This window comes from Rhizobium sp. CB3171, from assembly GCF_029714265.1.
Classification (GTDB): Bacteria; Pseudomonadota; Alphaproteobacteria; order Rhizobiales; family Rhizobiaceae; genus Rhizobium.
In genome coordinates, this window is record NZ_CP121653.1 from 1,928,294 (window position 1) to 1,943,175 (window position 14,882).

12 protein-coding genes are annotated in these 14,882 nt (G+C 54.2%); 1 reads left to right on the top strand and 11 read right to left on the bottom strand.

Annotated elements, in window-relative coordinates:
* Positions 1–117 precede the first annotated feature (117 nt).
* Entirely contained in the window at positions 118–2,076 is a 1,959-nt protein-coding gene (locus tag QA648_RS28155) for an AAA family ATPase (protein ID WP_283052129.1), read from the bottom strand.
* Between the two features lie 57 nt (positions 2,077–2,133).
* Positions 2,134–2,721 (bottom strand): hypothetical protein, encoded by a 588-nt coding sequence (locus tag QA648_RS28160; protein WP_283052130.1) that lies wholly within the window; start codon positions 2,719–2,721, stop codon positions 2,134–2,136.
* Positions 2,722–2,996: 275 nt separating this feature from the next.
* On the opposite strand from QA648_RS28160, the gene QA648_RS28165 reads away from it, so the two are divergent.
* Positions 2,997–3,605: a DUF2026 family protein gene (locus QA648_RS28165; RefSeq protein ID WP_283052132.1), complete on the top strand. Its 609-nt coding sequence runs from the start codon at positions 2,997–2,999 to the stop codon at positions 3,603–3,605.
* 238 nt (positions 3,606–3,843) lie between these two features.
* Here QA648_RS28165 and QA648_RS28170 read toward each other — a convergent pair whose 3' ends face one another.
* The 9 genes from QA648_RS28170 to QA648_RS28210 all read right to left on the bottom strand — a co-directional run bounded on the left by QA648_RS28170 (position 3,844) and on the right by QA648_RS28210 (position 14,688).
* Positions 3,844–4,548, bottom strand: a complete 705-nt coding sequence (locus QA648_RS28170) for a hypothetical protein (protein WP_283052134.1) — start codon at positions 4,546–4,548, stop codon at positions 3,844–3,846.
* Positions 4,549–4,673: 125 nt separating this feature from the next.
* Positions 4,674–6,134 carry an HlyD family type I secretion periplasmic adaptor subunit gene (locus tag QA648_RS28175; RefSeq protein ID WP_283052136.1) on the bottom strand — a complete coding sequence of 487 codons (1,461 nt, stop codon included), beginning with the start codon at positions 6,132–6,134 and terminating at the stop codon, positions 4,674–4,676.
* Entirely contained in the window at positions 6,131–8,308 is a 2,178-nt protein-coding gene (locus QA648_RS28180; RefSeq protein WP_283054292.1) for a type I secretion system permease/ATPase, read from the bottom strand. The genes QA648_RS28175 and QA648_RS28180 overlap by 4 nt, the downstream gene beginning before the upstream one ends.
* A 63-nt stretch (positions 8,309–8,371) precedes the next feature.
* Positions 8,372–10,972, bottom strand: a complete 2,601-nt coding sequence (locus QA648_RS28185) for a hypothetical protein (protein WP_283052138.1) — start codon at positions 10,970–10,972, stop codon at positions 8,372–8,374.
* The gene (locus tag QA648_RS28190; protein ID WP_283052139.1) at positions 10,972–11,676 is read right to left on the bottom strand and encodes a hypothetical protein; all 705 of its coding nucleotides are present in this window, start codon (positions 11,674–11,676) and stop codon (positions 10,972–10,974) included. Before QA648_RS28190 ends, QA648_RS28185 begins: the two co-directional genes overlap by 1 nt.
* Before the next feature lie 848 nt (positions 11,677–12,524).
* Positions 12,525–13,568 (bottom strand): SOS response-associated peptidase family protein, encoded by a 1,044-nt coding sequence (locus QA648_RS28195; protein ID WP_349254306.1) that lies wholly within the window; start codon positions 13,566–13,568, stop codon positions 12,525–12,527.
* An 8-nt stretch (positions 13,569–13,576) separates the two neighbouring features.
* Positions 13,577–13,909 carry a hypothetical protein gene (locus tag QA648_RS28200; RefSeq protein ID WP_283052141.1) on the bottom strand — a complete coding sequence of 111 codons (333 nt, stop codon included), beginning with the start codon at positions 13,907–13,909 and terminating at the stop codon, positions 13,577–13,579.
* Positions 13,910–13,918: 9 nt separating this feature from the next.
* The gene (locus tag QA648_RS28205) at positions 13,919–14,482 is read right to left on the bottom strand and encodes a hypothetical protein (protein ID WP_283052143.1); all 564 of its coding nucleotides are present in this window, start codon (positions 14,480–14,482) and stop codon (positions 13,919–13,921) included.
* Complete coding sequence (locus QA648_RS28210; protein WP_283052144.1) at positions 14,479–14,688, bottom strand: dehydrogenase; 210 nt, start codon at positions 14,686–14,688, stop codon at positions 14,479–14,481. The genes QA648_RS28205 and QA648_RS28210 overlap by 4 nt, the downstream gene beginning before the upstream one ends.
* Positions 14,689–14,882: the final 194 nt, after the last annotated feature.

Genomic DNA, 14,882 nt, shown 5'->3' on the forward strand with positions numbered 1-14,882 from the left:
GTCAATCGCGCGCGAACTTGATCTCGCGTCGGCATGGTACACCCAATGGCTTCTGATTGGTGATTGCCGCCAAACGGGCGGCTGATTGAGCGGGCGTCTAATAGTCCGCAAGTGCCGCTATTGAGCGGCTATGCCGGAATAGCTGTCGGGCTCCAATACAACTGGGACGGTCTGAAACGATACTGCATGAGCAGCAACCATTTCGCCGACTTGTTGCGCGTCGAGCCGACCTTTTTCGACCAAGGCGTCGCACATGGCGTCGAATAGAACGCGCTCCTCGACGATGATGGCTTTGGCGCGTTCGAGCTGTCGCCGCAGACCCGCCTCAACCGCCTCCGCCAATCGAGGGTAGAAGCGCCGTACTCGATCGGCCTCGTCGGCATCTGCTGCCGCTGAGAACGTCAGTCTGTGCCCCAGTCCGGTCGCCGCCTCCATCTCGGTCAACCGATCTGTCGCTCTCTGCAAATCCGAACCGACGATCAAGCCGCCACCGTCACAGTGACCGCCGAGGATCACGATTTCCGCAGCGATTCCTCCGAGGAGCATTGCGTTCTCCCGTTCAAAGTAGTCGAGGTCACGCCGCTGAAGCACTGATTGTTTGAAATGCGCCCCACCCAGCTCGATCACTCGATCGCCGGGGTTAAACCAGTCGGCAATCTTGACCCCAACAAATTTTCCAGCTCCCAGTCTAAGGCCTACTAGGCTGTGACCGATCTCATGCACAGCCATCGCACGGCGATGTTCGCGCGGAATGATCACACGCGGTGGCAGGTGTGCAAGGACGTCATCGACTGACACAGCACGGCCGCTACGCCTGGCAAATCGGCGCGCGTCTCGTGCCAGCTGTTCCAAGTGAGCACCTGACATTCCCTCCGATAGGTCCGACACCGGGGCCAACTGACTTTGCGTCAATGCTTGGTCCAAATACTGCGACAAAATAAGCAACCGCTCGGTCGGGCCAGGCAGCGGGATTTGGATGAAGCGATCGAGGCGACCAGGGCGACGTAGCGCAGAATCAATTCGGCTCGCGTTGTTGCAAGCGCCAACGATAATCAGACCCTCGTGTTCATCGGAACCATCGATTTCTTCCAAAAGCGCGTTCACGACCTGGATGCTGTAGTCGCGGTTATCGTCGTCAAGCTTTTCCCGATCGCCAAACGCGTCGATCTCGTCGATGAACAGGATAGTGGGTGACTTGCTTTTCGCCTGCTCAAAATCGCGGTGCATGGCCTTCAACAGGTCGCCCAAATGCCCACGCCGCTGCCAGGCGGCCAGAGATGCCGTGACGAGATGTGCATTCGCTGTCGTCGCGAGGGCGCGAGCGAAGGTGGTCTTTCCTGTTCCCGGCTTGCCTTCAAGCAGGACGCCGCGATCGACGTCGCACCACCCGATCTTGCCAGCCTGCCAATCTCTCAAGTCTTCCGCGAGCTGCATGCCCCATTCAGCCGCTTGGCCGTACCCGGCCATGTCCTCCAGCCCTCTCTGATCCGGCTGCGACTTTCGCTTTGCGGGCGCGGACTCTGAGGTTCCAAGGGACCTCAATCGCCTGAGACTCTCGCTGAAGCTTCGGCCTCGCGCGACGGCCCTCCACATCAAATCTGCACCGATGTCGAGAGCCTCGGCAATCTGCGTGTCGGCCGCGACAACATCGCAGCAATTCAGCAGCGCGCAACGCACCTGTCGGACGGTCAGCTTCTCGATATCCCCAATGAAGGACGCGGCCAGTTGCCATTCGGGCGGAATTTTGAAGTCGTGGACGACCACAACCAAGACATATCCGAATGAACGTACGTCGTCGCTATCCAAGCCCTTGTGAAACGCTGAGCTGTCATCGTCGACAATTACGCGCCGCTCCTTTTCGTTATAGGCCGGTTTCTTGCCTCCAAAGAGCACGGCCTCGGCAGCCTCTCGATAAGGCTCGGCTGACTGTCCCTGCGGGACCTTGAGAATTGTCATTCCATGAAGCCAAGGATTCGCCTTGCGGTGTGACCTGAGTGCTTTCTGGATTGCGCAGTAATTAGCGAAGGTTTCTGCGGACTTCATGGCCGCGCGTAAAACGTCCTGCTTGCGAGTCATCACGAACCTACCTTTCATCGGAGGCTTCAACAGGGTTTCGATTTTTGGATATGAAGATCAGCGGCGCCGGACGCGGCTGTCCGGCCCGAGCAGGTGCTCGTCTATGTCGTCAAAGACGATGAACCGATGAAGGAAAAGGCTTGCAACCACAGGCACAGCCCTGGCCGTCATGTAGATTGATTGGCAATCGGCCAGACTCAAGCTTCCTTGCTCGTCGAGTGTAGACAAAAGACGAACTCGATCAGAAAGCGACACGGTGACCCTGGCGTATTGCAAGAGGTCTTTGGCATTCCGCAAACGCACCGGCGGGATCGCAGACCGATCAACGCGGCGATAACGATTCCCGAGACCGTGGATCCGCTGCGGCAGCCAACTGGGGAGCCGCTGACCGGGATTCTCGATTGTGACGATCTCGATGGAGGCGCCATAATTGACCTCGAAGTCGGCGGTGAATTGTTCGCAATCCGCGTTACGGAAAATCGGGCTGCAGGCCCAGGTTTGAACCGCGTCGTCGAGGTCAAGGAGACATGCGTAGTCACGAGCCAGCTCACTTTTGAACGCGAGCGGACCGACTGATCGGACGGTATTCAAACCTAATGGAAGAAAAGCGCGGGGTTCCGCGCGATGGGACAGCAGTTCGCCCATTTTTGCCACTCCGATACGATAAACGAGAATACATGCCCACTCGGTGGTGGGTCATATGTGTTCGCGAAAGCGTATGAGGTGGCCAATGTTTGTCATAGCAGGAACAAATAAAGAACAAACCTACTTATTGTCAAGTGCCTTTTGAGCTAGGGCTGCCGGTCGGACCGTTTGGCGAAATATCTGTTTCTGAAAAGTTGGGGGAGTGAGGCAGCGTTTACAATGCCGCTCCCCTCGCCTAGTACATGCCCGATCTATCGAATTGGGGCTAACGAAAAATGTTGATCAAGCAGAGCGACTATTATCGGATCTACAGGGTCATCAATAGCCTGCTGATCAACGAAAACGCCAATCCGGCCACGGCTTCCATGTATTTCAGCACGTTCGGGGCCTTCATTCTCCAACATCATTTCAAGGTCGCGGCGACGCCGAAGGGTGGTCTCGCCGCTTACAACTTTGAAGGAAAACGCATCCTTTTCGCAGATCATCGCGAAGACGGTTACGTCTCCGGTGCTGGTGAAAACTTTCATTGCTGGGTGGAAGCGGACGGCTGGGCAATCGACTTCATGGCTCCGGCCTTTCCCGAAAGTGCGCAGGGTCTGGGAGTGCCTTCAAGGATGTTTCAGCGTCCGCTTTCATCAATGGCTCCGTCTATCAACGATCTCGGTCAATCCGGTGATTTTTTCTATCGCTTCGAGCCCGACGCGATGAGCCAACGATTTGCAGACTGGCGCAAGCATCCGATGATCGGAGACCTTGCCACCGTTGCCGCAAACTGGTTTCGAAAGTCTCCGAAGCAAATGCAGAGTTCCATCACGGTTCGAGATCAGCAGAGCAACACTAAGATCGTTCCGCTTGTCGGCAATTCACTCGCTGGTACTTGGTGATCTTCGAAGAAGTCTATAAATCTCGGAAACTGTCGCGTGTCCAAGTTTCTAGGCTGCCCGCAACGACCTGGGATTAGATTTGGTGGTGGTCGTGGCGGCCGGTGTCTACGACAGCGCCACACTGCAATCGCTTGCCGGAGAGGTGATCCTGCGGCGGTATGCATTGCTTGCAGTGCTGTTAGCTTGAGAACTTGCCTTTGACTTCAGGTAAGGGTGTCACCTACGAGACCTCCGTTCATTACCAGTCATTCCTTTCTAGAAACCGTGGATAGTCGGCTTTCAATGGCTTCGATTTATTGTTCGTTTCTGGATAGAAAGAATGCGATGTCGATATATTTTCGTTCGACTTCTGTACGACCTCCTGCTTTTTGACCCAGGGAAGCAATATATCGATCCCAGTTGAAACTGGGTCGTCAGTAAGTTTCACCGATACGTTCATCAGGTGCACATTCTCCCCCACCAAAGTTTGAAGATTGTCCTGGTTCGCGATGACGGCGCTCTCGGGATCCGCCATATCGGCGAAGTAGATGATTGTAGGAACGTACTCCGGCGGCACGTTCAAAGGCTCACGGGGAAGTTCGCTTATTTTCGTGTATGGCGACCGAGTCGTAAACGCTTGAAACGGCATCTTTCCAGCTCGAAAAGAGTGGTCGGCCACGCCAAGTAGAGCAAAGACATATTTTCCGTTGGAGAACTTGACGGGAATTGCCTGGCCTTGAACCGAAATGGTGTATCCGCATATCCCAACACAGGGGATGTTGCGGCGTACGGAAATGTGCACGACATTAGAACCGACGACCGGCTTCCCATTCTCGTCGAAGGTTGCCTCAACGCGATAGCTGAATTCATCTTCAGTGGCGGCGATTCTTTGCCACACCGCGAGGCCCGCGATCGCAGCAGGGATTAAGCCCACTACTATAAGTAATTTCGGTAGCCATTTCATGCGCCGACGCCCTTTCAAACAAGCCCGCGTTCGAATCGAATAGTACGTGGCATTTCAGGCTATGCGCGACCGTTGTGGGAGCGGCGTTCAATACGCAACTGTCATCGGTCAACTCTTCGTAGATATCACCGTTCACGCATGGCTTCTGATTCAACCTCAACAAGTGGCGAGAAAAGGTATTCGAGCAAGCGGCGTTTGCCAGTTTTGATCTCGACAGTCACGGTCATGCCTGGCGTCAAGGGGACTTGTTGACCGTCGGCGCTGATGCTGTTTCGCAATGGAGCAACAATGACTGGATAGACAAGATTTTGGGTCTGCCCGATCGGAGTGATGTTCGTACTCGACTTTGCCAGCTGCGTCGGATCATTTTCTGAAATTTGCGCATCCGAGCTGGGGATTGAATCGCGTGCGACGCGGTTGACCACCCCATCAATCGTTCCGTAGCGCGTGAAAGGGAATGACTCGACCTTGATGATCGCCTCCTGCCCTTCTAGGAGAAATCCGATATCTTTGTTCTCTGCGTAAGCTTCAATCTCCAGCGGAGCATTGTCAGGCACAATCCGCATCAATTGTTGCCCGGTCGTGACGACCTGTCCAACCGTGGTAACCGACAGCGCCTGAACAACACCGTCGATGGGGCTGGTGAGCGTCATATGTTCGATCGTGGCCTGCGCCTTGACCAACTGTTGCGTCTTGTCATCGGCTTGCCGTTCGGCGTCCGCTAGTTTTTGAGCGTTGTCGCTGATAAAGGCTTCGCGTGTTTTTGCCTTTTCTGTCTCGATCGTATCGAAAGACGCCACGATTTGGTTGAGCTGCCCATGGTCGGACGCAAATGTCGCTTTTTCGTCCTGCAGACTCTGCAAGGCATCGATTAGTGTCGCCTTGGTCCCTGTGTTGCTTGCGATCAAAGTATTGTGCAGATCCACTCTCTCCTGCAACGTTTGGATCAGCTCGGCCTCGGCTTGGGTGGTGGCCTGAAGTTTTTCGAGTTCCGCGAGCCTTTCCATCTTTTGAGACTGCAAACTCTGGACCTCAGCTCGCAAGTTGCGCAAATCGTCTTGGAGAACGCGATCTTCCCGAATGCGGATCACATCTGGAATATCCTTGGGCCACGCTACAACGGGCAGAAGATGGATATCCTCTGACTCAGCTGCGACTACTGCGGCATTTCGACGAAGTATTTCGGCGCGATAGGAGGCCAAGCTAGCCGACAGGGCATCGACATCAGCGATGGCAGCCGTTGCATCCAGTTGCACCAGCACATCGCTCGCGCGAACGCGGCTGCCATTGGCAACATTCATTGAGCGAATTCGGCCGGTTTCGAGTGGTTGGATGACCTTGACCTGACCCGCTGGCCTAATTTTTCCCGTCGCTATCGCGAAAATGTCGATTTTCCCAAAATAGCCGAACACAAGAGCAGCGGCTACAAACAGACAGATCAGAACTATCAACATCATCTGAACCGGTGACGCGGGCGTTTCGATGATTTCAAGAGCCGCAGGTAGAAAGGCGTTGTCGGATCGATGCCGTTGAATACGCAGCTTCGCAGCTCGCTTCACGGTTTTCGGTGAGACGACCTCGTTCACGCCGGTTCCTCCCGGAACTGATCGGTCTGCAATGCCCAGAGATGCGCATAGAGACCTTTTGGTCGGCGAACGAGTTCATCATGTGAACCGACTTCCACTATGCGCCCATCGGCCATGCTGACGATGCGATTGCATGGCCGAACAGCAGCAAGCCGGTGAGCGATAATAATCACAGTCCTGCCCTGCACGATCTTCCTCATGTTGCGGTGAATGACGCGCTCGCTTTCGTAGTCGAGTGCGCTGGTTGCTTCATCAAGGATCAATATGGGTGGGTTGGTCGCCAGGGCACGCGCAATTGCCAGTCTCTGACGCTGCCCGCCAGAAAGGTTGGCACCACGCTCCTCGATGACCGTGTCGTATCCATTTGGCAGCTTGTCTATGAATTCGTCGGCGCCCGCCAGCTGCGCGACTTGCATCACCAGGGCGCGCGGCATGGTCGGGTTTGCAAGCGCGATATTGTCATGAATTGTGCGATTGAAGAGCAGGTTCTCCTGCAAGACAACGCCGATATTCCGCCGCAACCAGGCAGGATCGACCTGTGAGATATCAGCTCGGTCGACCAGGATCTGACCATCTTCTGGAAGATAAAGGCGCTGGATTAGTTTCGTCAGCGTCGATTTTCCTGAGCCCGACGGACCGACGATGCCAATGACCTCCCCAGGCCGTATGGCTAGGGAAATCGATTTCAGGACCTCCGGCGCACCTGGTCGATAACGGAATCCAACGTTGCGAAATTCGATGGCGCCTCTCGGAGGCGGAAGATTGCTGGCGTTGGCTGATACAACGCGCTCAACCGCTGTATTGAGAATGTCGCCAAGCCGTTCGACGGAAACTTGGACTTGCTGGAAGTCTTGCCAGAGCTGCGAGAGCCGCAAAACAGGCTGCATGACCTGACCGGTGATCATGTTGAAGGCAATAAGGCCTCCGACAGTGAGATCTCCATCCATCACCGCCCTTGCGCCGAAAAACAATGTGCCAGCGGTGACCAGCTTATTGACATATTGGATCGTGTTCTGGCCGCCGGAAGCGAACATCGAAGCGCTAAATGATGTCTTCACATACGCTGCAAGTTTCTCCTCCCATTGAACCTGCATTGCGGGTTCGACAGCGGCTGCTTTCAGCGTCTGGATGCCAACTATCGTTTCCACCAGAAACTGCTGGCTTTCAGCCCCACGATTGAACTTCGTCTTAATCTTGTCCCGCAGGACTGGCCTGATTAGCAGTGTAATCAAGAGGTAAAGGGGGATTGCAGCCACAACGATAAGGGTGAGCTTCCAGGAGTAGGCCAAAAGCACGGCAATGAAGATGAGCGCGAAAAACAGGTCGAGGGCCGAGAAAAGAGCCTGTCCCGTGATAAACGAGCGGATCGTCTCCAATTCTCGAACGCGCGCAACTGTCTGACCGGCAGAGCGAATCTCGAAGTAGCCTAAAGGCAGCCGGAGGAGATGACGAAAGAGCCGCTGTCCCAGTTCGACATCGATGCGGTTGGCGGTATGGGACAAAGCGTAGCTTCGCAGGTATTGCAATCCAACATCGAACAAGCCGAGGACGACAAGCCCTCCAGCAAGCACCGCAAGCGTAGAGTATCCCTTGTGGACGACGACCTTGTCGACGATCGCCTGAAAGAACAAGGGCGTCACCAAGGCAAATAGTTGAATGAAAAGCGACGCGAGCAGGACATGGGCGAGCGGCTTACGGTAGCGCCAGATCGATGGGACGAACCACCTGAACCCAAATGCCTTCGGATCAATTCCTTCGCCTCCAAAGCGGCGCTGCACTAGAATTATGCTTGGCTCGATCTCTGCCAGCAAAGCTTCGATGGAAATCTCTCTTGCATTTCGGCTTACCGGATCGACCAAGCGGTAATCCCCGGTTGGAGTGATTCCGCCAAAGAGGTTGAAGTGACCGCCCTTGAGCTTCACGACCGCAGGCACGGGAATCGACCGCAATCTTTTTGCGCTTTGCGTGTGAATCAGACGGGCTTTCAAGCCCGCAATGTTTGCGGCGCGGAGGAGTTCGGATTCTGCCGCCGGTTTTTCGCCCAAAGCAAGTTCTTGCGAAAGCTGAATGGGGTCCGCAACGATGCGGTAGTAGGCGGCAATAGCGCAAAGTGCGGCTAGTCCGCTGTCAAGAGCACCCACTGTGGGGGGCGGCGCAGGGGATATGTCTTTCATGACGTCCAAGGGGTGTAGGAAGCAGAACCGGCGCTTTCACGCCGGTTCCCGCATTCCACGTTGTCAGGCTGCCTGCATAAAGTCGGAGGCCGTCAATGTCGGCCTATTATAGTCGGTAAGAAGGCTTGAATTGCCGACAATGTTATAGGATGACTGCCAGGTCTCGTCGGAGGATGAAAGGCTGGCCCCGAGTGAGGCCGGTTCAATACCTTCGATCGTTGGCATTCCGTGCGATGTGCCGACTGTCGCCGTCGACCATTCCGACACCGCGAATAGCTCATCATGCCGCTGTTCTTCAACCTGAGATGAGTTGTTGGAGAAGTTAATCCCGAAATCACCAGCGTTGAAGCCAATAAGCGACAGGCTTCCGTCAGCAACCGTGTAGTGGGTCGTCACGGTCCCCGTCTTGTTGTCCCATGACTCACGGTCATAGTCCTCGGAACTATCTTGTGCCGTCATTGCCGTGAGGGTCAATCTCGTTTCAGGAGGCATGTAGTCTTCCGTATCCGGATCATATGCCGGATCATACTCGCTCAGGCTAGCATCATTGCCTGCTGACTGAAGCCCGTAATATTGGTACGTAAAGTTGTCCTTCTCAATTGCATCGGTAAACACCGCCTTGATCCCGGTGCTAGCATTTGCATCCCCGACCATCTTCAGATGGTTATTTGGATCAACGCGCCGGATCGTGCCGCCGGTCATATTGGGATTATAGTCAGCGTAGTGCGCCTGCCCCGTATCCGTCATCGAAACATATTTAGTCGGGTCGCTGATAATTTGGCCGTTGTATTTGAGGACATCGGTAGCTGTCGGGTTGATAATGACAATCTCATCGTCAAATTGGCCACCAAAACCTGAACCCCATGGGTTCACCAGGTGCGCGTCGAGATAGGCGCTAATCTTCTCGGGATCGAGCGACAAGAAGTTGGTCTGGTCGATATCGCTCATTTGAAGAAGGAAAACGCCGACATTCTTGTCAGTCCCAGCTTCGAAATCAAAGCTGTCGGAACCGCTAGCACCGTAGACGATCGTCAGCGGCGCAAGGTCCGCCGAGTTGAATACGAAGTTTTCGGCACTGTCGAGTTTCCCTTCCACCATATTCCACGTGGTGGAATTGGCGGTGTCCGAGATGGTCGAAGAATCAAGCGTCACTGTGCCGCCGTTTTGTTCCAGGACGATGTTATTGCCCGCTGCTATGTCAAACGTGTCTGAGGCTTGGCCAATCATGATATTGGTGCCTCCCCCTCCGATGAACGTTGCGTTGCCATTGGCTGCGCCGATCAAAAGGGCTCCCCCCGCATTGCCGGAATAGGTCAACGCCGAGTTGGTGCCATCCAGTGTAACGCCACCTGCTGTGCCTACCTTGATCTCGGTTATGCCGGAAATCAGATTGCCTCCGGCAGCCCTAAAGAGGCTGGTGAAACCGTCCTGATTAGACTCAGCAGGGGTCGAGGTCCCGACAAAACTCATGATCGCGTCGATGACAGCGTTTCCAGCTCCCACAATGTTTGGTGCGACGGGAGTTTCCGTTTGGCTGGTCGACCATACGCCGGGCGAGAGATCGATGCTGACCACATTGGAATCATTATCCACCACACCCAGGGCAAGTGCTGCGTCAGTGGATTTGGCCGCAGCGAGTTGGCCAGCGTATTGCACCGCAATGTCGGAAAAATCTCTGTAAATCGCGCCATCAGCACTGGGATCGCTATTGGCAGAAACAAGATCGGAGAGATCGCCTGCGTCGTCAAAAAAGGCTTTGATTGCGACATCGCCGAACGGCATGGTCCCTTCGTCGATTGCCGAGTAGGCGATCATTTCCTTTAAAGCGTCCGCAGAGGACGTGTTAGAGACGTTCTTATATTGATCGACACCAGCGGCAGATGCCACAGTGTCATTCCATAGTTCAGGAATTAAGTAAGGGGCAACTCCGGCCCATTTGGTAAGGCCGTTGTCGCTCGCATAAAGCAGCATCGTTGCCAACGCCATGCTATGCAATTGCAAGCCACTAAGGCCGCCGGAATCCGTCTGTGGTTCCAGTACTGTCTCTTGAAGATTCTGTTGTGAGCGATCAAGATAATATAGAAACTCGCCGTCTGTATAGTAGCCCTTTATGTTGGCTTCGCTTGGAGGTGTTGGCGTAGAGGTCCCATAGACAAGGCTCGCAACAGCAGCATCGTAGCCCTGAGCGGGCAGTGACACCGAATATGCCGCATTTGCGGCAGCCTCAAAAGCCATGTTATCAAAGACAACGGCCTTCGCGCCATATAGGTCCCCGACCAGCCCGGCAAGACCGCCACCCATTGAGTGACCGGTAAGAGTAATTTTCGACGGATCACCCGCAGCGGCAAGCACTGACTGATATAGTTTTATGGCCAACTGTGAGTCATTCGAACTCGCCGTTCCAGCCCCAGTTCCGTATCCGTTCCAAATGTCGCCGTGCAAGAAGTTAAGAAGGCTTCCGCCGCTGAGGGCTGTAGTACCTCGGTAGGAAATTGTGTAATTGCTGCCGTTCTGATATTCAACTGCAAAGTAATTAAACGACGTATTTGAGTCTTCGTGGATATTTGTCCAATTTCCAATTACATTTCCTGTAATAACTCCATTCACCTTGCTCGCGTCATACGCATTCATTGCAAGAATGGCATCCATTAAATCTGCGTCCATTACCAGTCATTCCTTTCAAGAAACCGTGGATAATCGGATTGCAATGGCTTCGCTTTGTTGTCCGTTTCTGGATAAAGACCATGCGATGTTGATATATTTTCGTTCGATTTTTGCACTTCCTCCTGCTTTTTGACCCAGGGGAGCAGTTGATCGATCCCCGTTGAAACAGCTTCGTCTGTCAGTTGCACCGAAACGTTCACCAGGCGCACGTTTGCTCCGATCAGAGTTTGAAGATTGTCCCGGTCGGCGATAACCGCGCTCTCGGGATCCGCCATGTCAGTGAGATAGATGATCGTAGGAACGTACTCCGGAGGCACATTCACAGGATGATGCGGAAGCTCGCTTATCTTCCGATTTGGTGGAAGAGGCCTAAGCGCTTGATACGGCATGTTTCCCGCTCTGAAGGAATGATCGGCAGTACCGAGAAGAACGAATACGTACTTTCCGTTGGAGAACTTAACCGGAGTTGCCTGGCCTCTAACCGCTGTCACTATGCTGCAGGCGCCGGGACAGACGAAGTCACTCCGCTGGATAATACGGATGACATCAGAAGCAGTGATAGTCGCTCCATTCTCCTCGAATGTAGTTTCGATGCGATAGTTAAATTCATCCACGATCGCGGCGTTGCTTTGGATAAAGAGATGGCCCGCAACCGCCGCAAGTATTAAGACAGCGACTATAAATAATTTGGAGAGCCTTTTCATGTGCTTACATTCTTTCAGTAACAACGTCTCTTGAGAAAATGAAGGCGAAGAGGGCCAGAAACGCCACGAGCAGAAACAGAAAGATCGTGACTATAAACCCGCGCATGGATTTACGCTCGCCACCTAACGTCGCGCGCTATGGGCAACGCGTTTAGGGTCGAAGAGCGAACAAGTGACGACAGATTGAATTTTCCAGATGCGCAGTCTCCGAGAGCGTCATTGGCCGACGCTCCCCGTCCACGCCCTGCGGGCAATAGTGGCATCAACTTTATCCCCGGATGGAAAACGGGCATGAAAAGTCGGCCGATTGGGAATACTGTTGTGGCAGAAATCGATCGGTTTTAGGTGTCTCTAAACCACAATGCCCACAATAACATCGGACGTCGCTGGTAGATGGATTGGTAAAATTCCAATTAAAAATGAGGTACAATTACGCCACTCCCCAACAGAATGTTTAATCGACTTCAATAAGTAAAGTTGCATTGGCTGAAATGAATTTCTAGGTTGACGATAGTTCGCGCGTTCCCCAGATACCAGTCACCTTTTTGAGGCGCCTCCGAACATTGTATCCATGACGCGCATCAATAATCCATAACGCGCAAAAAACGCGCAACGAGAAGTTTTGAAAAACTTGCCTCCGTTTCAACATTGACGCTTGGTCCTGCCGAAGAAGACGGCAATTGCTCTGTTGCAATCGCAATCGGGCCCCAGCCTCAGGAGATCTGCCCCTTCTTTCAGATCGCTCGCGAAAGCTGGATGATGCCGACGCGGGCGAGCAGTTGGCCTATGAACAGTTCCTGAAACAGGCATAAAGGTCCCTTATCAGATCAGTCAGTTCGTCCAGACGTTCAGACATTTTCGACTCCTAAAACGGCCGCTTGAGTTGCAGGCAGTTCGACCAGCTCGTCGTTAACAATTGGGCGTTGCAGCACCCTCGCCTCTTCCCACGACGCTGTCATCCAAAGCTCGATTTCTTCTATGTCCCGCAAGATCGCGGGCATCGCCTTTTCGTGGACCGCGCCGACAACTTCATTCGGGTCCGTCGTCAGGAAGCCGAAGAGGTCGGCGCTGATTTCTCCCTCCTTGATCTTGCGGACCGATCGCCATTGCGGCACCCATATGCCCGCGAAGAACATAAGCGGCTCCTCCTCACTACCTGCAAACCATGCATTGGCAACGCGGCCTCCCTCTGCACGGGTTCGGTAATCCGGTTCGGCAAAGCGCGTGAAGGGTACGACACATCGGTTTTCTGTGCCAAGCCAGCGTGTCCAGTGCTTGCTGTCGACGCGCCGGACGTTGGTGGTTCCGCCATCCGGTTCCATCCTCAAGAGTTGCGCGAAATCAAACGGTATGCCTTTTGCCTGTAGCTTGTCGGCGCGTTTCTTGGCTGCCTGCATGAGCGCATGTTGTGAACTTGGCAGCCCCCACCTTGCCATCGCCAGCTCTCGACCAGCCGCCGTGTTGCGGACGATCGGTCCTATGCGGTCGGGATAGACATCGAGTGTCGGCTCAAGATTGCCGATGCTGTCGATCATCGCTCTGGTGAATTGTCGGATGGCTTCCTGGTTGGTCGTAATATTGTAGAGATTGCACATTCTGACCTCCGCTGGCGTCCAGATGCCGAACTTCCCAAACTCCTCGGGATGGACGATCTCTCCGCGCGCACGCGTACGGAAATCGAGCGCTTTCTCCCGCTCATCAAAACAAATCACCTGGTAGCTTTCGTCGCAATAGCGAGCGTGCAGTGTTCGGTGGGTGGGATCAATTTCGGCTGCGATCGCATGCAGCGGCGCAAGTTCGCGGAACGTTAGGTCCTCAACGCGAACGATGACCTGATGGGGACGACAGATATTGACCCATTTGCGCGTCTGCTTCCAAGTCCTCTTGACCAAGCGGCCCCCTAAAGTGTCACATCTTGCCAAATCGGCTTGCGCACCTGCTTGATATCGATCAGACGCCGGACTTTCAGCCCAATCTGGTCTTGGGGCAGCATGCAACGGAGATCAGCCGTCAGGTAGTCCTTCCGCTTGCATTCGGAACATCTGAACTTGCTCGCGATCTCGAAGACCGTGATGTCGCCGCACAGTTTGATTAAATCCTCCGGGACATACAGGTGAGCGGTGCGGCACCATTCGCACGTGATGCTGACGAAGATTGAACCCATGTCGTATGAGGAAAGCGTCGCGACCAGGTTTCGGAAATACGGGCGGCTCGGTGGATGGGTCTCGGACATTGATGCGTCTCAAGCTTGATCGTCGGATCGAGCTCCGATGTCCGTCGACATCTGCTGTATCGACTTCATGCCTGGTAGCGCATCGACGAAGCTTTGGATCGTGTCATCCATATCCGCCGATGCGGCGAGCCACTCCGGCCCGACGACTTCCATCTCGAAGCCGCGAGGAAAGAAGAACACGCCGCATGCCTCGTTGACATCATGATCGACGGCGATCTGGATCGAGCCGATCGGCGCACAGGATGCGAGATCGAAAAGAGAGCCCATGTAAAGGCGAGTTCCCCGCTTGCCGATTTCCTGAAGCAATATCGGATTCACATCGTCAGCCTGTACTTCTCCATACGGCGTCCAATACATACCCTGTGGCACCTCTGGATAGTCCACCAACCTTTCCAGGAGCCTCTGCATTTCGTTGAGTTTCCGCATTAAATCCGACGATTTGCTGCGGCGACCTCTTTCGCCAAATTCGTCGTAGCAATCGCCGGAAATGTGATGCACGAATTCATAGAGCGACATCACCTCTTCGCGGCTTATTGTCAGCTCTCCCTGTTTAGGGGTTACCTCATCAATCATCGGGCTTCTCCTTCAAAACTCGGCTTCCACCCTCGGGTAAAGCCGACGCTCATTCCGGCCTCCGTTAAGGCCAACTGGCCACGGACAAATTGCAGCTCTTGCAGCAGCGCCCCGATCGTAGTGCGAGCGTCACCGCCACAAAAAGCGAGTGCCATATCGACTGGATCGAATTCCGGTTCGTCCACTTCGGCTAGTTCCGCACCCATTAGGCAAACATCTCCCCTTCCCGCGTCACCACGGGATCAATTCGATTTGATTTTTCCGATATCTTTCACGGGAGGCGAAACGCCCGCAGCCAAGATGTTCCTATTATGTTCTATATTTGCCAGGAGTCAAGACGGATCATCACTGCCGCTATCGCCACAAGGACGTAGCGTGATTTGCTCGGTTTTAGGGTAGT

Excerpts from the sequence above, each read along its gene's own strand:
- QA648_RS28155 (WP_283052129.1), bottom strand. The coding sequence starts at position 2,076 with ATGACTCGCAAGCAGGACGTTTTACGCGCGGCCATGAAGTCCGCAGAA.
- QA648_RS28160 (WP_283052130.1), bottom strand. The coding sequence starts at position 2,721 with ATGGGCGAACTGCTGTCCCATCGCGCGGAACCCCGCGCTTTTCTTCCA.
- QA648_RS28165 (WP_283052132.1), top strand. The coding sequence starts at position 2,997 with ATGTTGATCAAGCAGAGCGACTATTATCGGATCTACAGGGTCATCAAT.
- QA648_RS28170 (WP_283052134.1), bottom strand. The coding sequence starts at position 4,548 with ATGAAATGGCTACCGAAATTACTTATAGTAGTGGGCTTAATCCCTGCT.
- QA648_RS28180 (WP_283054292.1), bottom strand. The coding sequence starts at position 8,308 with ATGAAAGACATATCCCCTGCGCCGCCCCCCACAGTGGGTGCTCTTGAC.
- QA648_RS28185 (WP_283052138.1), bottom strand. The coding sequence starts at position 10,972 with ATGGACGCAGATTTAATGGATGCCATTCTTGCAATGAATGCGTATGAC.
- QA648_RS28190 (WP_283052139.1), bottom strand. The coding sequence starts at position 11,676 with ATGAAAAGGCTCTCCAAATTATTTATAGTCGCTGTCTTAATACTTGCG.
- QA648_RS28200 (WP_283052141.1), bottom strand. The coding sequence starts at position 13,909 with ATGTCCGAGACCCATCCACCGAGCCGCCCGTATTTCCGAAACCTGGTC.
- QA648_RS28205 (WP_283052143.1), bottom strand. The coding sequence starts at position 14,482 with ATGATTGATGAGGTAACCCCTAAACAGGGAGAGCTGACAATAAGCCGC.
- QA648_RS28210 (WP_283052144.1), bottom strand. The coding sequence starts at position 14,688 with ATGGGTGCGGAACTAGCCGAAGTGGACGAACCGGAATTCGATCCAGTC.